The sequence below is a fragment of the Arenibacter latericius DSM 15913 genome, from assembly GCF_000424985.1.
Classification (GTDB): domain Bacteria; phylum Bacteroidota; class Bacteroidia; order Flavobacteriales; family Flavobacteriaceae; genus Arenibacter; species Arenibacter latericius.
Genome location: NZ_AUKX01000007.1, coordinates 1 through 24,120 on the forward strand (window position 1 = coordinate 1; position 24,120 = coordinate 24,120).

Sequence of the window (24,120 nt, forward strand, 5' to 3'; positions counted from 1 at the left end):
CTCATATCCCTGCATCAGCATAAATACGCGTTGCTTTAAAAGTTTCTCTATCGTATGGGTGACTAAGATGGGATTGCGACTATCTGGAATAAATTGACTGAAATACCTGATTAACTTGTGTTCCCGCTCTATTTTCTCCAGTAAAACCAGAGAACCATCAGAACTTATTTCTTCTGCAGAAAAATCTACGGAAATTGATTTTTTACCTCGGTAGAAAACTGTATTTTTAGTACTCAAAATTGGGTGATTTTAGTGTTAGTAAAGATGCCTGTAAGCTCTTTAAATATAACACTTTACACCCAATTTTACTATATACCCATGAATTATCCGGGTTAACCTCCTTGGAGTACAGCAATGTCATTCCGAGTCAAGTTTCCCCTCCCCATATAGTAGAATAGTAGCTTCTTTATATTTCTTTTCCAAACGTCTTCAAAAGCAGCCCTATTCCATTGTGTTAACGCTACCATCTAATTTAATTTATAGTCTAATTTATTTCTCCTGTGATTTTTAAAATGGTCAGTAATATGCTGTCTGTAACCATATTATTATATCAAAGAATCTGTCCATTAACTCTCTTAATACACCTAGATGTATTAAATCCCCCCACTTCCCCCCTCATATAGTAAAACAAAAACTCATATTCTAGTTCCTATTAAAAAATTGATACGATAAATTTACATAATCGTAATACTGGGTTCATTTCAGTGAAAAAGGAAGGACTAATCTTTGCTGAAAAACGAATGGAACTTTTTATAACGATTTTTGCAGCTTTATTTTCGGTAATGAATCCCTTTGGAACCGTACCTGTATTTGTTAGTTTAACTCAGGAAAACAGTAAATTGGAGCGGAACCGAATAGCACTATGGGCATCGATTAATGTTTTTATAATATTACTTATCTCATTTTTTGCCGGCAAGTATATCTTACTCTTCTTTGGGGTTACTTTAAACTCCCTTAAAATTGCCGGAGGACTAATTATTGCAACATCGGGTTTTGCATTATTAACCGGAGAATTTAGAAAGCATAAAGGAATGAAGGTAGAAAAGGTTAAAGAAGATATTAAAACCCGCTCAGAAATTTCATTAACTCCATTGGCAATGCCAATGATAGCCGGACCGGGAACCATGTCCCTCTTAATCACCTATAATCAGGAATATTCCGAGCTAGATAATGTCTTTATAATTCTAATAGCAATTTTAGTAGCGTCAACATGTATTTACCTCATATTAAAAAGCTCATTTTATATCGTTAGATTATTAGGTGCTTCAGGTATAAATTCCTTATCGAGAATTATTGGTTTTATTGTGATTACTATCGGAGTTGAGTTTATCATATCAGCGATTGCTGATATCTTTAATATAAGTAACCAAATACCATCCTAAAAAATAACTCTTAAAAGTGTAATAAAACTAGACTTTGCTAATCTAAAGGGTAAACCATAAAACAATTATTATGAGAAAATTAGCAATTGTAATAGTCGCCCTTTTCATTCAAACTTCAATATTATCCCAATCTGAAACATATTCTTTTAATGTTGAATTAAAAGGAAGTGGGGATCCGGTAATTTTAATTCCCGGACTGGCATCTTCAGGCAAAGTATGGGAACAGACTACAGAGCTATTAGATAAAAATTATGAATACCATATTCTCACATTAGCAGGATTTGCAAATCAGAAACCCATTTCACTTGAAAATGGATACCTACCCTGTATAGAAAAGGAAATAATCAGGTATATAAAAAATGAACTTAAAACCAAACCCATTCTGATTGGACATAGTTTAGGAGGATTTCTATCCCTCTTAATAGCGATTTCTGAACCTACACTATTAAAAGAAATCGTAATTGTAGACTCCTATCCTTTTATGGCTGCGGCCTATAATCCCAACGCGAGTGTAGACAGTATTCTGCCACAAGCGCAACAAACCAGGGAAATGATTATTTCAACCTCCGATAGTTTATTCATGCAACAGCAAAAACTTACCCTTCCTACAATGATCACCGATTCTGAAAACATCTCAACAGCAATAGAATGGTCTTTACAATCGGATCGCGAAACTATTGCCCAAGCTATATATGAACTTATGACAACCGACTTAAGAGACGAAATAGAGAGGATAAAAATACCTATCCTTGTAGTAGGAAGTTGGTACGGCGCTAAAAACTATGGAATTACAAAAGAGCTAGTTAAAAACAACTATGAGAACCAATTTTCTAAATCGAAGGATTATAAGATTGAAATTGCCGAAACAGCAAAACACTATATCATGTGGGATGAACCAACTTGGTTTGTAAAATCTGTAAAGTCATTTATCAATGGAGCAAAATAAAGAACATTATTTTAAACAAGTCTATAAGGACTCAAAGGATCAGATATATAGACTTTGTTTGGGCTTTATGGGAAACAAAACAGATGCGGATGATTTGTTTCAGGAGGTTTTAATAAAAGTATGGAATAATCTAGATGGCTTTAGAAAGGAGAGTAATATAAAAACTTGGATTTACCGCATTACTACAAATACCGCTCTTTTAACCCTCAACAGAAAAACTAAATTAAAGCAAAAACAAGCAAACTACCCCATACATCTCCCTCATTACGACGATGATAGTGACAACTCCAACAACAACCAACAAGAAATAACAAAGCTTTATAAGACTATATCCACGCTAAAAGAAATAGATAGAATAATCATAGGATTGCTATTAGAGGATTGCAGTTATGATGAGATTGCAACTATAACAGGTTTAACAACTTCCAATGTGGGGGTAAGAATTAACCGAATTAAAAAGTCACTGAACAAAAAACTCAAATAGATATGGACACAAAAATATCAAATTGGAAAAATCTTTGGAAAAAAGAAAAATCGGCTCCCTTAGATATAAACAAGTTAATATCAGATTTAAACAAAATTGAAAAAAAAGGGAGAAGGGAGCGAATTGCTTTGCTTATTGCTTTACCAATGACATTGATCCTACTACTCTTCTTACTTCCTGTCCTTTCTAATACCTACTATTTAACCGCTGTTTCGTTAATTGGGTTAGGGATGATTATGATACTAATACAAATTTATAAAAGTAAGTTTGGTATAATTAAAAATGACGTAGAGTTAAGTAACAAGAAGTATATTGTAAACCTTATCTATAAATTAAAAAAACAAATGCTTATAACCTCTAGGTATATGTGGCTATATACTCTTGTTTTAATTCTAGGCATTAATATTGGTTATGTGACTATTTTGGAGAACTTCGGGTTATCATTTTTTGCAAAAACTATTGTTCACAGTGTTCTTTCAGCTACTATGTTCACATTTATGTATCTCTCTATTTCAAACAGAAAAAAGAAAAATGAAGAGCGAATACTACCATTAATAGATTTTTTAGAGAACTTAAATTAAGTGTTATTTAAACGAAATAGAATGTCATGCTTAAATTACCGTTCCCTGAGTAAAAAATCGACTTTATCTGGTTTCGTTATATTTTTATTTGTAACGAGGTTTATAGCCCGAAAAATCAGATCCTGGAGCTGAGAAAATCCTATAGGTTTTTGGATATAATACGATGCTCCAATTCCATACAATTCGGCCGCAACGGTGGCATCATAAGAAGTAGAAATGATGACTACAGGTATCCTTTTTAACTTTTCATTACTTTTTATTTCTTTTAGGCAGTCAAACCCATTTTTATTAGGCATATTTAAATCCAAGAAAAGTATGTCTGGAGGATTTATAGCTGTGTTTAAAAGCGACTTTAAAAGCTTTTCCCCGTCGTTTACAAAGGTTAATTGAGCAGGTAACAACAACTCTTCTAAAGCTTCTCTAAAAAACATACAATCATCTGGGTCGTCGTCGGTAAGGAGAATGTTAGGATTTGCTTTCATCGAGTTTCGATATCGTTGGTCTATCTATAATTATATATTAAAAAACTTAACGGATAAATTTAAATAAAATATAAAAGGTATTATATCTCTAAAAGATAAAAATTATGGCTTAAAATTAAACTTAAGTGAAATAACCCCATATCATCTATACTTTGCAAATAAGAATCTATTAAATCATTAAACAAGTATTTTGAATTCCCCTTTGTTTACTATGGTGTTGTCTTGATTAAATTTCTATTTCAGTGTTCATATTTAATTAAAAACAGCATCTAATCCATCCTATTTTATAACTTCCACTAAGAGTTTCGCAGCTACGGCCTGACTCAAGACAACGTTTACTTGTTCGCCATATGAAACGGTAAAACTATTATCAAATACCTCTATGTTATTTACCTTGATTTCTACTCCTAAGCTAATTTCTTTCTTATTTAAATACATTAGAAATTCCTTATCACTGCTACGCAAGGCTTTTAACTCCACCGTTTCTCCCTCTTTAATTTGAGATAGTGTTTTATAGTTATTTTTAATCATATTTCCCTCCCTATCTGGAATTGGCGAGCCATGCGGATCACTGGTAGGGAAGCCCAACATCTCGTCCATTCGGTCAAAGAAAATGTCGGACTTTAAATGCTCTATCTGTTCTGCAATTTGATGCACTTCTTCCCATCCAAACCCCATAATATCAGATAAGAACATTTCAGACAATCGGTGTTTTCTAATAACCAATGCCGCCATTTTTTTTCCTTCCTCAGTAAGAGAAATAGGCTTATACCTCTCATACATCACCCAACCTTCTTTCTCTAACCTCTTAATCATCTCATTAACAGTAGGCTTGCTTACTCCTAGTCGTTGTCCTAATTCCGTTAAGGATATTTCGGGGTTTTTTAGGTGTAAGGAATAAAGAGCCTTTAAATAATTCTCCGTTGCTTGTGTTGGCATTACTATAGTTTGCTGTAAAGATAGAAATATTTCAAATTTTATTTGTTAGGTTACCCTAACTTTATATGTTTGCAACTCTAATTATTAAGTAAGAGTCATGATAAAATCTAAAATTACTATTCTAAACCTGATCCTAATAGGGTTAATAATAGGTTCATGTAACGATTTCCTTCCATTAGAACCTATGGAGTCCGAATTATTAGACGGCCCTATGGAAGGTTTAAATCACGCTCAAACCGCACAGTTTATTAGTGGGGATGTAGCTTTTAACGATGAGCTTTTTCATTCTGGAAATGGTCTAGGCCCCCTATTTGTTGCTACCAGTTGCGTTAGCTGCCATGCTGGTGACGGAAAAGGTTTACCCTCCACTTCTTTAACTCGTTTTGGACAAGTAGATTCTACTGGTAATAAGTTTCTTCATTTAGGAGGACCCCAATTACAAAATCGCGCTCTACCCGGATATACTCCGGAAACTATACCAGAAGGTGCTACTTATTCTGTTTTTACCCCTCCAGCAGTTACTGGATTGGGATTTCTACAGTATGTTACCGATGCAGATATTCTTGCACTTGCCGACCCCGACGATTTAGACGGTGATGGGATATCTGGAGTACCCAATTGGGACTACTTAAGGGACTTTGTAATACCATCTCCCGATGCAATTACCAAGGATAGAAAATACATACATCGTTTTGGCAAAAAAGCTTCGGTATACGATCTTTTGGAGCAAACCGTAGACGCTTATAATCAAGATATGGGAATAACCTCCCTTTTCGATCCTATAGATACCTATTCCGGATTGGCTGTAGACCCGGAAATCTCTAAACAAACTATTAGGGATGTTGTTTTTTACCTGGAAACTTTAAAAGCACCCATTCCTCGAAATCAGGAGGACCCACAAGTACAAAATGGAAAAAATATATTTTCTCAAATACAATGTGCTTCTTGTCATCTCCCAGAAATGAAAACCGGATATGCTCCTATAGAAGCCTTATCCTATAAAACCTTTCATCCCTATACCGATCTATTGTTGCACGATATGGGAACAGAATTAGACGATGGGTATACCGAAGGTGGTGCCCTTACCTCAGAATGGCGCACCGCACCATTATGGGGGTTAGGACTTTCTCCAGATTCACAAGGAGGCAAATATTACCTGATGCACGACGGAAGAGCAAGAAGTATTGAAGAAGCAATTCTCTTACACGGGGGAGAAGCAGAAAATAGCAAGAATCAATATGTTGGACTAGGTCAATCTGAAAAGGATGACCTTATTAAATTTTTAGAATCCCTATAGCTATGCGAAGAAAAGAATTTATTAAAACCTGCGGACTTGCTTGCTTAGGGGCTACCTCAATTGGTGTGTTCCTCCACAGCTGTGTATCTACCAAAAACATTTCGGCCAATATAGAGGGAGACGAGCTAGTTATCCCTAAATCAGATTTCACCAAAAAGGATGGCTTTTATAACTATATCGTAATAAACAATTCGAAATTACAATTTCCTATTGCCTTATTTCGCTTTTCCTCGGAGGAATATAATGCCCTTTACCTTAAGTGCACTCATCAGGGAAATGAACTTAATGCTTTTGGGGATAAGCTGGTCTGTTCTGCGCATGGTAGTGAGTTTGACAATAAAGGGAACGTTACCAATGGTCCTGCCACGGATGCCTTAAGATCCTTCCCTGTACGTATTACGAAAGATAATCTTCATATTTCTTTAAAGTCGGCTTAACACAAATCAAAAAACATCATACAAATCTGGTCCTCAACATTTCATTAAACCTACTGTAAAAACAAGAGCGACCACCATAAAAAGTTTCAGATGAAAAAAGTAATATTCCTATTTCTCCTATTATTGACAGTAACAGTCCATGCTCAAATTGATGCAAGCCTTTTACAGGGTACTAAAAAAGATTCTACTCTAAAGGGACTCAATATGGACGCAGTTTACGATCGTCCTTTTTTAAACCTAGGCAAATCTCCTGTTTCAGTAGGTGGATATATGGAAGCCAACTGGCAATATATAGGCACCGAAGGAATTACGGAAGGTCACGAGTTTCAAATGAGAAGGATGACCCTCTTTATTTCCTCTTCCATAGGTAAAAAATTAAAGTTTATGAGTGAAATCGAGTTTGAAGAAGGGGGTAATGAAATCGTCATAGAGTTTGCCTCTTTAGATGTAGAATTTCACCCACTAATAAACTTACGCGGAGGGATAATTATGAATCCGATAGGTGCTTTTAACCAAAATCACGACGGTCCTAAATGGGAGTTTACGGATAGGCCTATTTCTGCCACTCAAATGCTTCCCGCTACTTGGAGTACAGCTGGTTTTGGACTGTTTGGCAAAACTTATAAAAAGGATTGGATGTTGGGATACGAGTTTTATCTCACGGGAGGTTTTGATAATACGATAATAGATAATGACCAAAACAAAACCTATTTACCAGCCTCTAAAGCTAACTCTGCAAGGTTTGAAGAAAGTGCCAGCGGAACGGCCTTAACCTCAGCTAAGATTGCAGTACGGAATACAAATTTTGGAGAAATTGGACTCTCTTTTATGGGGGGTATCTACAATACTTTTGAAGATGATGGTGAAGAAGTAGATGAAAAGAGAAGATTAAACGTTTTTGCCGTAGATTACAACCACACTCTCCCAAAATGGAAGACATTTATTACAGGAGAATGGGCCTGGATAAATGTGGATATTCCTAACTACTACACTCAGCATTATGGCAATAAGCAGCACGGAGGATTTTTAGACATAGTGCAACCCATCATAAGTAAAAAAATGTTGGGTTGGGAAAATGCCTCCCTTAACCTGGGATGTAGATTAGAATATGTAGATTGGAATGTAGGAACCTTTAAAGAGACTGGATATAACATAGGTGATCATCTCTGGAGCGTAATGCCTGCAATTAGTTTTAGACCCACACAACAAACCGTATTCCGACTCAATTATCGGATTCAACAACAGTCCGACGTACACGATAATCCAGCAGAAAAAACAGGTGGATTTAGTTTAGGGCTCTCCACCTATTTTTAGATTTTAAGTAAACTACCTCGGGGCAAGCCCGCCTGAAAAATTCGGGCAGACCCACAAGGCATAAAAAGAAAAAAAATGTATTGATTTCGAGGCCCGCCTGGAAGATATGGGCAAGACAGCCTCGGAGCATTTAAATCTCGATTATCGAGTCAAGTAGTGTTGTTAGAGGTCGACTAATTTGAATTTTAGTCGGCCTCTTTTGTTTTACTAACGGAGTAAAGCTTATTCTCCAAAATAAAATCGATATAGTGAATTATACTTCACCTGCCCTTCTCCCCTATTCTGATCTACGTTGAATATCCAAAATAGTACCCCCAATATGACGGGTGCCATTTTCTTTATTAAAATAATATACTACCAATACTCGCCCATCATCCAATTGAGTTGGCCATGTATACCCTATATCTCTAGACCCACCATCATCTCGTAGCACTATCTCAGGTGCAGTTGCAAAGTCTGTGCATTCCGAATTTAGAATACGGGCTCGAATTCCATAAGGTTTATGACGATAACCATAGGTAAGCAGTACGCTATCATCTTTTAATCGTAGTGCATTTAATGGATGCCCTTGGAAACCCATAGTTTCCCACTTAAAGGATTTACCCCCATTTGTAGAACGTGCAATCACCGCTTGGTCTTCAAAGTTTGCTGTTCTTAAAAAGCCTACGAGATCACCTTTTGGAGTTTCAATAATAGAAGCTTCGTTAAAAGATACCGTGCTATCTACAGCTACTGGAGAAACATAATTCCAAGTTAATCCCTTATTGTCTGAGGTAATAAGATGGTTTGATGTTTTATTGGGTCTATCATGCGCCGCTACTATCCATAAAATCCTCCCATCGTTTGCCTCATATAATGCTCCTCTATTATATGCTGCTACCGGAGCCCCAAATGCATCATTTAAAATTTCCGGTTCTATATGAGGAGGATAAATTACATCTCCCCATGTTTTTCCACCATCAAAGGAACGAATCAGATATCCTCCTAAAAAAGTAGCATCCGAACTAACAAAACTAGGTTGCTTTAAATTGGCCATACCTTCTGGCCTAAGAAAAGCCCAACCGTAACTAGTGCAAAGAACAGTGCCATCCTCCAATTGTAGAAGACAGGGATCCTGGGACCCTCCAAATGGATGGGAATAAACTAATTCAGGATTTTCTGTCCATGTTTCCCCATTATCATTGGACCTAACTGAAACTAAATAACTATTTGGATCTACATGGTTAGAGCCCGATTCCCCAAATATTTTACGATCTGGTGCTCGCCTAAAGGACACCAATACTTCTCCGTTAGGGCGAGTTACTACAGAAGGGAAAGTGGAATAAAACAAGGAATCCTTATAAATAACAATATCCTTTATTTTACGAATTCCTAGCGTACTATCTCCTAGAAATTCTGGTTTATAATGGATATCCGTTTCATCACCTTTAAGTTTTTTATCCAAAATGATTAAGCCCGTTTTACTATCTGCAAATTGTACGGAAAGAACAAAGACAAAACTTAACAAACTGAATTTATTTATTATAGGACTCATTATTATAATAATTTAATGTTGAAGTTAATTCAGAACAAGAGTAAAAGCAATTTACTCTTATAATCCCTTTGCATTATATCTCTAAAGAAATTGTAGTAACCTACAATTGATTAATATGTACTTAATATTAACTTAACTCCTAGCTTTATTTAACTCGTTATTATTGCCCCGTATTAGCAATAAAAAATTCTTGAATATGTTTAGAATTTAACCTATAAAGAAATCTCTCACGAATACTTAATCTTGAAAGAATAAATATATAATTATTTAACAAACTCACATTCGATCCTTTAATTTTAAAGTTAAAAAAAAGAGTTATTTTTATATACCGCATGAAATCTATTAATCACAAAAGGATAAAGTCCGTAAAGGCCTACTTCAATTGAGTAAGAATGGGAAGCATTGATTATAAGTTTTAATGAACAACCATTCCTTTTATAACTCTAGCTCTAAAAATCTAAGTTCACTTATACATCTATAATATGGAAACCTAAAAACAATTCTAATTACCCTATCCCGAAATTACAAAGGGATTAAAACAATTATATAACCACAGTTAATACTTTACAGATATGATAAACAATCTTGATCAAAAAAGAAGGTCCTATCCACTTCTTAAATTTAAATTTAAGATAGGAAGTAGTTTAATGTTAATGTTAATGGTAGTATTTACCGTACAGGCCAATTCAACCAATTTAAATTTCACTAGAACAGCGCTTAAACTGAATATTGAACCTATAGAGGGACTTAAAGTCCAACCGCTAGTCAATCAACAGATAGTTGTTACTGGTCAGGTTACGGACAATACCGGCACTCCTCTTTCTGGAGCTAATATTGTTGAAAAAGGCACTACAAATGGCGTTATTGCAGATTTTGATGGAAATTTCTCCATAAATGTGCGAAGTGAGAATCCCATTTTAGTCATTTCTTTTATCGGATTTATAACTAAAGAACAACCTGCTACAGGCCTTGAACAATTAAATATTGTACTCCAGGAAGACTCTGCAAAACTGGATGAAGTGATTGTTACAGGATATACCTCAGAAAGAAAGAGCGATCTTACAGGTGCGGTTTCCATAGTTAAAATTGATGAAATGACAGACCAACCACTAGGAACTGTAAACGAGATAGTTCAAGGAAGGTCTGCTGGAGTAGAAGTATTAAGCTCTAATTCACCAGGGGGCAATGCCGCAATAAGAATTAGGGGTTTTAGTACCATAAGAAACAATGATCCTCTTTATGTTATTGACGGTGTACCTACAACTACTGGAATTAACTTAATTAACCCCAATGATATTGAGTCGTTGCAAGTTCTTAAAGATGCATCTTCTGCATCCATATATGGTTCAAGGGCTGCTAATGGTGTTGTAGTAATAACCACCAAAAAAGGTCAGGATGGTAAAGTTAAAGTTGCGTATGATGGTTATGCAGGAGCTATGACCGTCGTAAAATTACCTAAATTAGCCAGTGCCGCACAGTATGGTGAAGGGCTTTGGCAAGCATTTGCCAACGATGGCATTACACCTTCCAATGATATATACGGTTCTGGTAGCACACCGGTAATACCTGCTTTTCTTGATGCACAAAATACCATTCCTTCAGCAAATACAGATTGGTTAGGGGCTTTATTCAATACAGCTTTAGTGACTTCTCATAATATTTCCTTTTCCAGTGGCACCGAAGCCTCAAACAGTTTTTTCTCTGTAGGGTATTATAAACAAGATGGAATATTAAAGAATACAGGATTTGACCGTTATACGTTTAGGGCTAACACTAACTTTAAATTAGGAAGTATTGTTACTGTCGGAGAAAATTTTTCTGTATCCTTTTCCAATAATACAGATGTTAATACCAATTCAATTTTGGGAAGCCCCATTTATGGTGCATTCCTAATGCCCTCAATTGCTCCTATTTATAATGTAAATGGAGAATTTACAGGTTACCCTCTAGACGATATTCAAAATCCGTTAGGCGCATTAACGAGAAATAAAAATAATGAGGATAAAACATTACGTCTTTTTGGAAATGTATTTGCAGAAATCCAACTTGCAAAGGGACTTAAATTTAAAACTAATTATGGCTTAACGATAAGTAACTTCTCGGGCACCAATTTTAATCCTACTTTCACTGAACCCAATGTACAAAGAGTTTTGGCCGATTTAACAAAGTCCGAACAGAATTTATTGGAATGGACTTTTACGAATACTATAAATTATGATGCTACCTTTAATGATAAACATAACCTTAATCTATTAGCGGGTTATGAAAGTATAGAATCTAGTTTAGAGACCTTATCCGCATTCCGACAAGGTTTTCCCGGTAACGATCCCAATTTTCAAGTGTTAAATGCAGGGGATTCCGGTACTCAGCAAAATACCAATATGAAATTTGAAAATTCTTTGGTTTCCTACTTCGGAAAAGCAAACTATAGTTATGACGACCGTTATTTGGCTTCTTATACCATTAGAAGAGATGGCACCTCTAAACTGGCCAATAACAAATGGGGTACCTTTTCAGCCGCCTCCTTAGGTTGGAAAATTTCAAACGAAGCCTTTTATAGGAGTGAACTCGTGAATAGCTTAAAACTTAGGCTTGGGTGGGGACAGAATGGGAATCAAGATATTCCACCTTATGTTACTTCTAGTGGTTATTTTAGTAATGCTTTTAATTCTAACTATGCCATAGATGGTGCTCAAAACAGCGTTTTTAACGGATATATTATATCTAGAAACAGTAACCCAGATTTAAAATGGGAGACAACAGAACAGTATAATATAGGTATAGATCTTGGGCTTATGTCCAATAGACTGGATTTTACTTTGGATTATTTTAGTAAAAAGACTGAAGATCTTCTACTAGAACGTCAACTGGCACCAATATCCGGAGGTACCAATAGCTCTGTATGGGACAATGTTGGAGCAATGAACAATAAAGGATTTGAGTTAGGAGCTAATTACCGAAATGATTACGATAGAGAACTTAAATTTTCTGCAGGGCTAAATATGTCTATTATTCGTAATGAACTTACTTCCTTGAAAGAAGGGGTAGACTTTGTTGGAATAGATGCAGTAACATTGCACAGCAACAATTTTGATCAAGAAGTCTCTAGAACAGCAGTAGGCCAACCTATTGCATCTTTTTATGGATGGGTAGCTGACGGTATTTTTCAAGATCAGTCAGAAATTGATGCTCACTCCTTTCAGAATGCTTCAACATCCCCTGGCGACATTAGATTCAAGGATATTAATAATGATAATGTAATTGATGATAAAGACAGGACATTTATTGGGAACCCACACCCAGATTTCAGCCTTAATCTCAATCTTAATTTTGAGTATAAAAATTTTGACTTATCAGCCTTCTTTAGATCCTCTTTTGGTAATGATGTTTATGACCTTACCAGATATTATTCTGATTTCTACAACTTATCATCCTACAATAAACATTCAAGAATTGTTGACGCTTGGACACCTTCAAATACAGGTTCATCCATACCACGACTATCATTGAACGATCCAAATAATAATATTAGACCATCTAGCTATTATGTTAAGGACGGGACTTTTGTAAAGCTTCAAACATTGCAATTGGGGTACAACTTTAATCCACAGCTAATCGAAGACTTTTCATTGAGCAAATTCCGCTTATATGTTAACCTACAGAACGTTTTTACCATTACTGGTTATGATGGTATTGATCCGGAGATTGGCTTGCAGAATTACTCTTCTGATGACCGTAACCTGGATATTGGAGTGGATCGTGCTATTTACCCACCATCGCGCACAGTTACTTTGGGTCTAAATATTGCTTTTTAATTATAAAAAAACATCAAAATGAAACAGATAATATATTTTACACTAACAATACTACTAGTTTCGTGCTCATCAGAATTTTTGGAAAAAGATCCCTATGGTCAATTAACCCAAGATCAAATTTCTAAAGAAGAAAATCTTGAATCCCTAATAGTTGGAGCATATAGTATTTTAAATGGACAGATAGATAATGCAAGTAATGCATTTAATTCTCCTGCCTCTAACTGGAGTTTTGGAGATGTAGTATCCGATGACGCTTATAAAGGTGGCGGCGGAACAGGTGATCAGAACAATATTCACCAAATGGAGATCTTTAATACCAATCCATCATTAATCGATATAGAAAGAAAATGGAAAGCATTGTACGAAGGGGTTAGACGAACTAATATAGCCATTGGAATTTTGAATGAAACTGAGGATATTTCGTCTGATTTAAAACAACAACGATTAGCGGAAATGAAATTTTTAAGAGGTCATTTTTATTTTGAGCTTAAAAAGATTTATAATAGAATACCTTTTTTGGATGAGAATGCCACTTCATTGACCGATTTTAAAGTTTCTAATACCGAATTATCCAATGAACAGGTTTGGGGCAAGATTGAGAACGACTTCAATGATGCATATGCCGTTTTGCCAGCAACACAATCTCAAAAAGGACGACCAACAAAATATGCTGCAATGGCTTATTTAGCTAAGGTATATCTATTTCAAGGAAAATGGGACCAGGTACTGATTTCAACTGAAGATGTAATGATAAATGGAGGCTATAGTTTAATGGAAAACTTTGAGGATGTTTTTCTTCCTGAAAATGATAATGGCCCTGAAATAGTTTTCAGTGTACAGCAGTCCATTAATGACGGTAATCCTAGCAATTATAACGGATCCATAGGTGACCGATTACTTGCTCCTGGAGGACCTAGATATTCAGCTTATGGATTTCTTCGACCTACTCAAAACCTAGTAAATGCCTATAAGACCAATAGTGCAGGTTTGCCTACTATGGACAATTCAGAATTAACAATGAGTGATAATGTTGACCCACGAATTGATTTTACGCTTGGGCGTCCCGGCATTCCATATAAAGACTTAGGAATTCTCTACCAAGCTGATTGGGCTCGTGATTTAGCTACCTATGGTCCATATGGACCTAAGAAAAGAATAGTGTCTGCCAATTCACCTCATCACCTTACAGTTTGGCCTTACGTTAATACTTTAAACTATTATATTATTCGATATGCCGATGTATTATTGTGGAGGGCAGAAGCGCTAATACACACAGATGATATTGAAGGTGCCAGAACTATAATAAATAATATAAGAAAAAGGGCCAGAGATGGCAATAAGGTTATGACATTGGATGGTAGTTCTATGGCCGCAAATTACTCCATAGAAGAATATCCTGTATTTACAGATGCTAATGAAGCGATGACAGCCCTAAGAATGGAAAGAAGGTTAGAATTTGCTCATGAAGGTCACCGTTTCTTTGACCTTGTACGTTGGGGCATAGCAGAACAAGTCATAAACACTTATGTAACTTCAGAAAAAGAAATACGACCTTATCTTAATGGAGTCAATTTTATTAATGGTAAACATGAATATTTTCCTATCCCACAATCCCAAGTAGACCTTGGAGGAACTGATGAAGGAGGTAATCCGTTGATCACACAAAATGAAGGATATTAAAAAAAGGTAAAACAGAATTAGAGTGAGTTATTTTATGAAAGAGGTCAGGATTAATTTCCTGCCTCTTTTTTATTGATTCACGCTTATTTATAGTTTTTAAAATCTATCCTTCATATTTCTCAGTCATTGTCTACCTTTTTACAATCCTAATTACTCAAAACCAGTATTTTTAATTTAGTGACTATTCACTATTAAGTACTTCAATAAGTTGTAATAGCTCTTAAATACTATAAGTCTTAAAGAAATTAAATTGTGCTATTATATTAGTAAATAGCCCCTACTACACCATTTGCGATGAGAAAATCATCTTATTTATTAGCAATTAACCTATTACTCTGTAATTCAGACAGATTCTTTTGTATATTTAGTACTCAACCTTTAAAACCTTTAATTATGAGAAGTTTACTTTGGTTAGTCGCTGTAATTTTTATTATCGTTTGGCTTTTGGGCATTTTAGGAGTTATTCCTGGAATAGGAACCAACAGTCTTATTCACGTACTATTAGTAATTGCTGTAGTTGTAATATTGTATAATATAATTAGTGGAAGAAAACCTTTATAAGCTTAAAGAGGAATAACATTTGGTAACGCAAAGTCAAGAGACTTTGCGTTACTTATTAATAAGTTTCCCTGTCAATTACAATGTTCAATTAGTCTAATAATTATATGGAACACTTTCCCTACCTTCTTTCTGCTGTTAATAAAAACTCTAACAATAGGCATGTAAGAAAACGCCTATCCAATATACAATAATCGGAACATCCTCTCGTTATTCTAGGACATATTAAACCACCAACCAAATGCCAACAATTCCACTCTCCCTAATTCCTAACTTAAAGTCTATTACTTCCTTTTAAAAATCCCCTCATGAGAAAATCTATTATGATAATTGACGACAATCTAGTTTCTCAATACGCAACTAGATATGCCATACAACAGAGTCAAGTGAAGAGCGATATTTTTGTATGTGACTCCGCTCAAGAAGCTTTAGATGTTTTAAATAACTTCTATCAAATTGGCCAAGAATTTCCAGATTATATCTTTATCGATTTAAATAAGCCAGAAATGAATGGCTGGACTTTCCTAGATCAATTTTATAGCATAAGTGATAAAGCAAAAGATACAAAAGTATATTTCCTTTCTTCCTTTGTAAGTACCATAGAAAGAGACAAAGCAAACCACTACGCAACCGTAAAAGGATTTTGTAATAAACCCTTATCCGCAAGTACCGTTGATCTTATTTTTGAATAATAATCCTGTAAAATTGAAATATAAGAGAAAGCAGTTTTTTTTATGACCCGATTACTAATATTACAATAAGTAGGATGTATTTGGGATGATGTAGTTTCTTCAAAAAATGTAGCTACGTAACCTTCTTACAAATAATACTTTTAAGTAGGAGTATCTTCTAGATGATGAATTTAAGGAGAAGAATACTCCTATTTTTTTATATGCCACTCCAATCAAGTCAATTACTACAATTTACTGATAACCAACAATAAAACTTAAGCTTCATATCAGTTGTGTTGTATTGTATTCTACTCCGTCAGCATTTACATCATATAATCCCCACTTAATATTTGGTATTACATTGGTAAACTACATCATGAAATTACCCCAGTAAAGGTGATAAAATCTCTACTTGATAAAGCACTATCAATTTAACTCGGGCTTAGAAGCATTGATACCCTCCTTTTGCGTAAAACTCCTTAGATCCTAGCCTAAATAAGTTGGGGTTCATCTTGTATAAGATACCTTAGAGCACAAAAAACTAAAATTGGTGATAGGTGTTAATTAAGAGAAATAATTTTATCGACTTTAAATAATAATTAGATTTGCCCAAGGAAATTAACTATTTTGTAAGTTAATTCTTAAATATTATATAATTAATATCTTAAGATGCGAGGTTTTTAATTAATTTACCCCAAACCCTAATTTAAATTATTAAAGAAAATAAATTTTCTAAACAGTGAAACAATACTTAAATAGTAGTTTAAATCGCAATGTCTAAAGATATCATTTCTTACCTCCCCTCCTATCCAAAACTAGCATTTACCCATAATGTTTATCAGGAGATTTGTGAACTCACCTCAATTATATTAGAAGTCCCATTGCATAGTATTGCTATATTAGATATCCCAAAAAAGGAATCTAATAAGCCCGCAAAATCAGTGCAACCTATTTCTTGGAGGGAGCAACTTCTAAATGAATATCTTTCTACGGCTTCCAAGGAAATACAAATTATTGAAAACATTCAGAAATACAAAAAGAGTAAAGAACTAGCAGATAAGCTACCTGAAAATTATCAAAATTTTATTGCTATAATACCTTTGATAAACTCTTCAGGTTTAACTGAAGGGCTTATTTTCATATCGGACAATAACTCCAAAGTATTAAGTGATAAAGAATTAAATGGAATAAAAACTATTGCGAACCATACCCTTTCCTTGTTAAGGGCTAAAAACGAAGAAAAATTAGTTGAAACTGTAGAAAGAACCAATGAATTATGGGATTTTTCTGTAATTGATGCCACTGTTATCAACAGTGTCACCATCTGGAAATTAGAAGTTGAGTCGGACACATTTTACACTAAACCATCGTTCGCGGAGGTTCTTGGATATAGTCCGGATCAATTTGAAGTAAATTCCATTAACGATTGGATTAATTATATACACCATTCCGATAGGTCTAAGTTTAATACTGCCTTAGATAATTGGGCCAATAAAAATAAGGATCCTGATGAATTGGAGATTAAAATGTTACACAAAACCGGCCAAGTTATTTGGACGCATTTTAAAGTAACTAAAATAGCTACTAATGAATTATTCTCTCCTACGATTCTTGAGGGAGAAGTTCACGATATCACTCCACAGAAAAAGACCTGGGAACAAATAGATTTTCTTTCGCCTAAGTTTACCTCGGTAATTCAGGCAGGTTACAACATACTCTTTATCTTAGATCTAAAAGGTATTATTACTTATGCCAGCGGAGGTTCTGGATTTCCACTAGGTTATTCCTCAGAGGAAATTAACGGAAAGAACATTTTTAGTTTTGTACATGAAGAGGACAAGGAAAACACGTATAATAATTTTAAAAAATTTCATAACAATGAACCCTATATTTCCAAGCCCTTTAGATTTAAACATAAGAATGGAAGTTGGAAATGGATAGAGGTTTTAATTATAAATTTGTTAGACGACCCTGAGATACAAGGGATTGTTATTAATGCTAAGGACATTACGGAGCGTATGTCGTTAGCGCTTAGTTTAAAAGCATCACAAGAAAATAGACAATTACTTTTCAACTCAGATCCATCACCTAAATATATCTTAGATCTAGAAACTCATATAATCTTAGATGTTAATGACAGTATGTTGAAACATTTTGGATATAGTAAAGAAGAGTTGATAGGAATGCATGCATTAAACCTAAAACCGAATGCAGATGTCCCTATATTTCTAGAAGCTGTAAAAAACTCAGGACCTAAAGACGGAAATATTAGCTATGGAATTTTTACCCACCAGAGCAAAAATGGTGAATTATCCCAACTAGAAATAGTAGGTCATCAAATAAAAATTAATGAACGTGACTGTATGTTAGTTAGTTGTTATGATGTTTCGGATAGAGAGTTTTATTTACACGATTTAAAACTTACAGAACGTAAACTAGAACGAGTATCTAACATTGCCAAACTTGGTTACTTTACTCTTGATTTAAAAAGTTTTACAATTTCTTGGTCGGATGAAGTATATTCTATTTGGGGACGAGAGAAAGAGAAATTTGACATTAATTATAAGAGCTTTCTAGCTACTGTACATCCTGATGACAGAGAGCAATTCCTCCATAAGGAAGATTTCCTTTCTTATAATCATAATTGGATATATGACAATACCTTTAGAATTATATTACTAGATGGATCTATAAAATGGGTGCATGGATTGGGATATTTTGTAATGGGTAGTAATAATCTACCAAACTCTTTTGAAGGCACCGTTCAAGATGTTACACATCAAAAAAAGGAAGAAGAGCAACTTAGGCTATTAAAGTCTGTGGTAACCCATACCAAGGAAGCTGTGTTGATTACCGAAGCAGAAGCTCTAGAACAGGGGGGACATAAGATTATTTATGTTAATGACTCTTTCCTTAAAATGACGGGATATTCAGAAAATGATATTCTTGGAAAAAGCACCTACATCTTAAAAAGTCCAAATGTAGACCCTTCGGATATTAAAAGACTTGAAGAATCGATGGCCCGTTGGGAAGCCTTCGATATGACAATTAGAAGTAGAAATAGATTAGGTGAAGATTATTGGGTAAACTTTGTAATGAATCCAGTAGCCGATGATGAGGGTAGGTTTACCCATTGGGTTTCTATAGAACGAGATGTTACAGAAAGAATGAATTCGCTATTACAAAAAAAGATAGTGAACGACATTGGACTGCTGTTTGTTAAAGATGATAAATTAGCCTCTTGTTTAACTAAAGTGTTAGAACATTTAATTAAAGACATTAATTATGAGGTTGGGCAAATTTGGGTACCAGATTCCAATCAAAGTACCTTATCACTCGTAGCCCACTATCCTCATACTTCCCAATCAGTTATAGAATATACTGCTACTCCAACCACTTTTAATTATGGTGAAGGACTACCCGGTACGCTATGGAAAAGTAAAGAAATGGCGGTATGGGATTCTTTAGAGAAAGAAAAATTTTTAATAAAAAACAATTCTTCTAATCTTAGCTGCCGTCCAGAAATAGTTGGCATCCCTTTAGTGCACAATAGCAAGGTTAAAGGAGTACTTGTTCTAGGAATAGAAAACAAACAGAAAAACCCTTTGTTTTATGGCAGCCTGTTTAAACAACTGCAAACTTATTTAGGGGCAGCGATAAAACGAAAGCGATTAGAAATTGAATTAGATGAAATTTTTAAGTTTACTCCTGCAATTTTAAGTAAAATTGGAGATGATGGACAGTTTGAAAAAATTAGTCCAGCCATCACACAACTTTTAGGATATTCCGAAAAGGAAATTCTATGGAAGAATTCATTAGATTTTGTACATCCAGAAGATAGTTTAAAGACAATTGAAAAATTAACGCTACTGCAAGAAGGGAAAGCTGTACAATCTTTTGAAAACCGATTCCTAACAAAAAGGGGGGAAATAAAATGGATTAACTGGACCGCAAATCCCAGCGAAGAAAAAGGAACTATTTATGCTGTTGGAACAGATATTACCGAGAAAAAAGAACTAGAAGAGTTACTTAAGGATATCACTGATTTATCACGAGTAGGTGGGTGGGAAATGGACTTTGATAACGGTAAGGTATATTGGTCAGAAATGACTAAAACTATTCACGAAGTAGATAGTGAGTATATCCCCAACCTAAAAAGCATCACTGGTTTCTATAAGGAAAAGAGTGATGCTAAGAAATTCTCTGATCTAATATATAACACTTATCATAAAGGACAATCTTTTGATGTAGAGTTACCCATTATAACTAATAAAGGAAAAGAGCGATGGATAAGAGTCCTTGGAAAGCCAGAAATCATTAATGATAAATGCACTAGAATATATGGTAGTTATCAGGATATTCATGAGTTAAAAATCACCCAATTAGATTATAAAGCTACAAGTGAGGAGAAAAACCTAATCTTAGAAAGTATTGGTGACGCATTTATATCTCTCACAAATGAAGGTAAAGTCACCTATTGGAACCAAAAAGCAGAAAAATCTTTTGGTATTAGTCGTGAAAGTATCTTAAGACATCCTTTAGAGAACGTATTTTCCCATATCAATAATCAAACATTTTTTCGGAAAATAATTAATGCATTTCAAAATAATGTTGGTCAGTCATTTGAAGCTTTTTTTCCTGATAACGATACCTGGTTTGAAATAAATATCTACCCTTCCCACAATGGCAAGTCCATTTTTATTAAAAATATAAATGAACGTATATCGGCTAAGAAAGAGATTGAACTTTCTAATGAGCGTTTTCAGAAAGTCTCACAAGCTACAAATGATGCTATATGGGATTATGATTTAACTAAACAAAGCTTATTCTTAAGTGATGGGTTTCAGATACTTTTTGGACATAGCACAGATCCCCAGAAAATAGATCAAAATACCTGGATGAATCTAATACACCCAGCAGATAAAAAGGGTGCTATAGAGTCTTTTTTTAATGCCATAAATAACCCCAAAATAGATAAATGGGAAATGGAATATCGTTTGTTAAAAAAATCAGGGGAATATGCTTATGTATGGGATAAAGGCACCGTTATAAGAGATAAAGATAATACCGCAATTAGGGTAATTGGCTCTATGACCGATATCACCTATAGGAAAGAATATGAAAAATCGTTGATGCAACTTAATAATGAATTACAGCAACGTGCCAATAACATAGAAGCACAAAACAACAAATTAAGGGAAATAGCATGGATCCAATCCCACGTGGTAAGAGCTCCATTAGCTAGATTAATGGGCCTGATTCATGTAATTAACGACGATACTATTTTAGAGGAAGATAAGGTGGGTTTACTAGATCACATTCAGACCTCAGCAGCAGAATTAGATAAGATTATCAGTGAAATTGTTAATAAATCAAAATCTGTAATGGACAGTGATAAAAAATACTAAGAGGATTTTAGATGTAAAAACCAATACCTTTTTGGAAAACAAAATAGCATAACTTTTTAGTAATATATAGCCAGTGTTTAGGTGATATACCGTAATAATAACTCGGTATAATTGGCTATTAATTAAAAGAATGATCGGTCAGTACCTGGTAGTAAGTTATACTCTATACATTTGTAAACTGTAAGCGGTAATGGGTCCTAAACAATACGATTTTGCCGCAACCCAAGCAGCTATTATGCGGTAGTGTTTTCTATTTACCCCGAAAACCACACCATAAAAAGGGGCTGGCACTCGCCCCGATCATTCCGCCTCTCGGCTTAATCCTTTAATTCTGTGAGCCAATTTATTTCTTGGATCTTACTATCAATCTCCCTAAACGCTCTACCAGTTTGATCCATTTCTGCTTGCAAGTTCTTAATATTAATAGTCGTTTTTAGATTGCTCTCACCACTATTATTTATTTGCGCAGCATACCTTATATTTCTTAGTTTTTCCAAAAGCATTTTTAAGGAGTCCCTTTTTGCAAGTGCTTCCATAAGCAAACCCTCTCCTTCTACAATTGTTTCATTATTGGTTTTATTTATTCTAATAACCAAAGATTCTAAATCCTGAATCGCCTTTCGTAATTGTGCTAGCAATTTATCTGGATCTTCCTGAGGAAGCTTATCGTCAGAAACTATAAGTACTGGTCTAATTCTATTTTGAAGATGTTCTATTTTCTTCATTAAATCCGCTCTAAACAACAGTCCCTCTGCAAGTTTCATTTTCTTATTATTTAAGGGGTTATCTTTTTCCTCTGACATTTAAATTTTATTTTTTATTACAAATAAACAAAAGGCAACTCGGTCTAAGTTTTCCCGAAATCTGCAATCTACTCTCTCCTATTCCTCTTGTCCTACAAATCTAAGTGATTACCTTGATTCCTCAAAGCCTCTAAAAATAATTCCTTAACTTTAAGCTAGTTAGTGTGCTATTAAATATTGTACTTTGGATTATCGAGATATTAAACACTCCCAATACCAAGACTTAATTCATTCTAAAATTAGCACCAACTCCTTGCTAAACACAATTTAGTGCTGCAAGTAATGTAAGCATTATTCTAAAAGATAGCCCCTTCTTATTAACTAGGAATAAGTCTTACCTATTTTGCAGACTAGAGACATATAAATTAAAAATAAAACCCTATGAATTTTGACGCTATTATTATCGGAGCCGGACAAGCGGGACCTCCACTAGCCCAAAGCCTTGCCAAACATGGAAAAAAGGTGGCTATCATAGAGAAAAATCATTTGGGCGGTACCTGTGTCAATGTTGGCTGTACTCCCACCAAGGCATATGTGGCTTCCGCCAGACGCGCCTATGTTGCTGCAAATAGTAGTGCCCTAGGTATAGAAATTAAAGGTGAGGTAGTAATCGACCTAAAAAAAATAAAACAGCGCAAAGATGCTCTTATCCAAGAATCCAGAAAGGGCTTAGAAAAAATGCTGACCGATAATAAGAACATCACACTTATCCGTGGGGAGGCAATGTTTGTTGATAACCATACCATTGAAGTTAATAGCAAACAATACAGCGCATCTAATTATTTCATAAATGTGGGCGCAAGACCTCGTATTCCAGAAGGTTTCAATGAGGTTCCCTATCTTACTAATGAGAGCATATTAGAATTAGAGGAGATTCCAGATCACTTGGTGATAGTAGGAGGCGGATATATTGGTTTAGAATTTGGCCAAATGTTTAGAAGATTTGGAAGTAAGGTTACCATTTTAGAAAAAGGTGAGCAATTATTGAAAAAAGAAGATGATGATATTTCTGCCCTTATTTCAGAGATTATGAACGATAGTGATGTTGAGGTAAAATTGAAATCTAATTGTATTGGAGCCGAAAAATATAAGGATTATATAGAGGTAACCTACAACTGTAATGCCACCACCGAGAAACTTAAAGCCAGCCATTTACTCATGGCTACAGGTAGAACTCCCAACACAGATAATCTAGGTATAAAAAATACTGGAGTAATACTAAACCCCCATGGCTATATCCAAGTTGATGATACCTTAAAGACCTCTGTAGACCATATTTGGGCCTTAGGTGACTGTAATGGCAAAGGTGCCTTTACGCATACGGCGTATAACGACTTTCAGATAGTAAATTCGCATTTGTTCCTTAGCCCAAAACGATTCTTATCTGATAGATTTACCTGCTATGCTGCTTTTATTGATCCTCCTTTTGCAAGGGTAGGGATGAATAAAAATGATATCCTAAAGAGGGGACTTTCAGCCAAAGTTTCGGAGATTCCTATGAAGGACATATCTCGTGCTAAAGAAATGGGAGAAACTACAGGTAAATTAAAAATTTTCATTGAAGCTGATACCGATACCATTTTAGGAGCAAGTTTTATTGGGCCTGGTGCCGACGAATATATACATACCATAATAGACCAAATGTATGCTGGGGCCTCCTATAGAACAGTAAGGGATGCCGTGCATATTCATCCTACAATTAGCGAACTAATTCCCACCATGTTAGAAAACGCTACTAAACTTTAAACCTTGTAAAAGTCAATCCCCCCCCTTAATACTACCAATCCCA

General features: G+C 34.9%; 19 protein-coding genes. 13 read left to right on the top strand and 6 right to left on the bottom strand.

Features of this window, described 5'->3' with window-relative positions:
- Together H344_RS0104440 and H344_RS22265 are read right to left on the bottom strand one after the other, a co-directional pair.
- On the bottom strand, positions 1 to 237 hold a 237-nt coding region (locus H344_RS0104440), incomplete at its 3' end, for a transposase (RefSeq protein ID WP_205667124.1).
- A 95-nt stretch (positions 238 to 332) separates the two neighbouring features.
- Positions 333 to 467 carry a hypothetical protein gene (locus tag H344_RS22265; RefSeq protein ID WP_262482271.1) on the bottom strand — a complete coding sequence of 45 codons (135 nt, stop codon included), beginning with the start codon at positions 465 to 467 and terminating at the stop codon, positions 333 to 335.
- Positions 468 to 740: 273 nt separating this feature from the next.
- Here H344_RS22265 and H344_RS0104450 point away from each other — a divergent pair, with 273 nt between their 5' ends.
- The 4 genes from H344_RS0104450 to H344_RS0104465 all read left to right on the top strand — a co-directional run bounded on the left by H344_RS0104450 (position 741) and on the right by H344_RS0104465 (position 3,393).
- Positions 741 to 1,382: a MarC family NAAT transporter gene (locus H344_RS0104450; RefSeq protein ID WP_026809199.1), complete on the top strand. Its 642-nt coding sequence runs from the start codon at positions 741 to 743 to the stop codon at positions 1,380 to 1,382.
- A gap of 70 nt (positions 1,383 to 1,452) precedes the next feature.
- The gene (locus H344_RS19700; protein ID WP_051254105.1) at positions 1,453 to 2,328 is read left to right on the top strand and encodes an alpha/beta fold hydrolase; all 876 of its coding nucleotides are present in this window, start codon (positions 1,453 to 1,455) and stop codon (positions 2,326 to 2,328) included.
- Positions 2,315 to 2,812, top strand: coding sequence for an RNA polymerase sigma factor (locus H344_RS0104460; protein WP_026809200.1), 498 nt, complete (start codon positions 2,315 to 2,317; stop codon positions 2,810 to 2,812). Before H344_RS19700 ends, H344_RS0104460 begins: the two co-directional genes overlap by 14 nt.
- 2 nt (positions 2,813 to 2,814) lie before the next feature.
- A complete protein-coding gene (locus tag H344_RS0104465; protein WP_026809201.1) occupies positions 2,815 to 3,393 on the top strand; it encodes a hypothetical protein in 579 nt (192 codons plus the stop codon).
- 35 nt (positions 3,394 to 3,428) lie between these two features.
- On the opposite strand, the gene H344_RS0104470 is transcribed toward H344_RS0104465, so the two are convergent.
- Complete coding sequence (locus H344_RS0104470; protein WP_026809202.1) at positions 3,429 to 3,875, bottom strand: response regulator; 447 nt, start codon at positions 3,873 to 3,875, stop codon at positions 3,429 to 3,431.
- Positions 3,876 to 4,154: 279 nt separating this feature from the next.
- Positions 4,155 to 4,814, bottom strand: coding sequence for a metal-dependent transcriptional regulator (locus H344_RS0104475; protein WP_026809203.1), 660 nt, complete (start codon positions 4,812 to 4,814; stop codon positions 4,155 to 4,157).
- Positions 4,815 to 4,911: 97 nt separating this feature from the next.
- Between H344_RS0104475 and H344_RS0104480 the strand changes: the two genes are divergently transcribed.
- From H344_RS0104480 to H344_RS0104490, 3 genes are all read left to right on the top strand, one after another.
- Entirely contained in the window at positions 4,912 to 6,111 is a 1,200-nt protein-coding gene (locus H344_RS0104480) for a di-heme oxidoredictase family protein (RefSeq protein ID WP_026809204.1), read from the top strand.
- Positions 6,112 to 6,113: 2 nt separating this feature from the next.
- Positions 6,114 to 6,548: a QcrA and Rieske domain-containing protein gene (locus tag H344_RS0104485; RefSeq protein ID WP_026809205.1), complete on the top strand. Its 435-nt coding sequence runs from the start codon at positions 6,114 to 6,116 to the stop codon at positions 6,546 to 6,548.
- A gap of 90 nt (positions 6,549 to 6,638) precedes the next feature.
- Positions 6,639 to 7,862, top strand: a complete 1,224-nt coding sequence (locus tag H344_RS0104490) for a hypothetical protein (protein ID WP_026809206.1) — start codon at positions 6,639 to 6,641, stop codon at positions 7,860 to 7,862.
- Between the two features lie 277 nt (positions 7,863 to 8,139).
- Here H344_RS0104490 and H344_RS19705 read toward each other — a convergent pair whose 3' ends face one another.
- Entirely contained in the window at positions 8,140 to 9,396 is a 1,257-nt protein-coding gene (locus H344_RS19705) for a sialidase family protein (protein WP_084148735.1), read from the bottom strand.
- A gap of 572 nt (positions 9,397 to 9,968) precedes the next feature.
- On the opposite strand from H344_RS19705, the gene H344_RS0104500 reads away from it, so the two are divergent.
- The 5 genes from H344_RS0104500 to H344_RS0104520 all read left to right on the top strand — a co-directional run bounded on the left by H344_RS0104500 (position 9,969) and on the right by H344_RS0104520 (position 21,528).
- Positions 9,969 to 13,211, top strand: a complete 3,243-nt coding sequence (locus H344_RS0104500; protein ID WP_026809207.1) for a SusC/RagA family TonB-linked outer membrane protein — start codon at positions 9,969 to 9,971, stop codon at positions 13,209 to 13,211.
- A gap of 18 nt (positions 13,212 to 13,229) precedes the next feature.
- A complete protein-coding gene (locus H344_RS0104505; RefSeq protein ID WP_026809208.1) occupies positions 13,230 to 14,891 on the top strand; it encodes a RagB/SusD family nutrient uptake outer membrane protein in 1,662 nt (553 codons plus the stop codon).
- Positions 14,892 to 15,284: 393 nt separating this feature from the next.
- A complete protein-coding gene (locus tag H344_RS21635; RefSeq protein WP_026809209.1) occupies positions 15,285 to 15,452 on the top strand; it encodes a lmo0937 family membrane protein in 168 nt (55 codons plus the stop codon).
- A 305-nt stretch (positions 15,453 to 15,757) separates the two neighbouring features.
- Positions 15,758 to 16,141, top strand: coding sequence for a response regulator (locus H344_RS0104515; protein WP_026809210.1), 384 nt, complete (start codon positions 15,758 to 15,760; stop codon positions 16,139 to 16,141).
- Between the two features lie 752 nt (positions 16,142 to 16,893).
- Positions 16,894 to 21,528 carry a PAS domain-containing protein gene (locus H344_RS0104520; protein WP_026809211.1) on the top strand — a complete coding sequence of 1,545 codons (4,635 nt, stop codon included), beginning with the start codon at positions 16,894 to 16,896 and terminating at the stop codon, positions 21,526 to 21,528.
- Positions 21,529 to 21,845: 317 nt separating this feature from the next.
- Here H344_RS0104520 and H344_RS0104525 read toward each other — a convergent pair whose 3' ends face one another.
- Positions 21,846 to 22,331, bottom strand: coding sequence for a DIP1984 family protein (locus H344_RS0104525; protein ID WP_051254109.1), 486 nt, complete (start codon positions 22,329 to 22,331; stop codon positions 21,846 to 21,848).
- A 381-nt stretch (positions 22,332 to 22,712) separates the two neighbouring features.
- Here H344_RS0104525 and H344_RS0104530 point away from each other — a divergent pair, with 381 nt between their 5' ends.
- A complete protein-coding gene (locus H344_RS0104530; protein ID WP_026809213.1) occupies positions 22,713 to 24,077 on the top strand; it encodes a mercuric reductase in 1,365 nt (454 codons plus the stop codon).
- Positions 24,078 to 24,120: the final 43 nt, after the last annotated feature.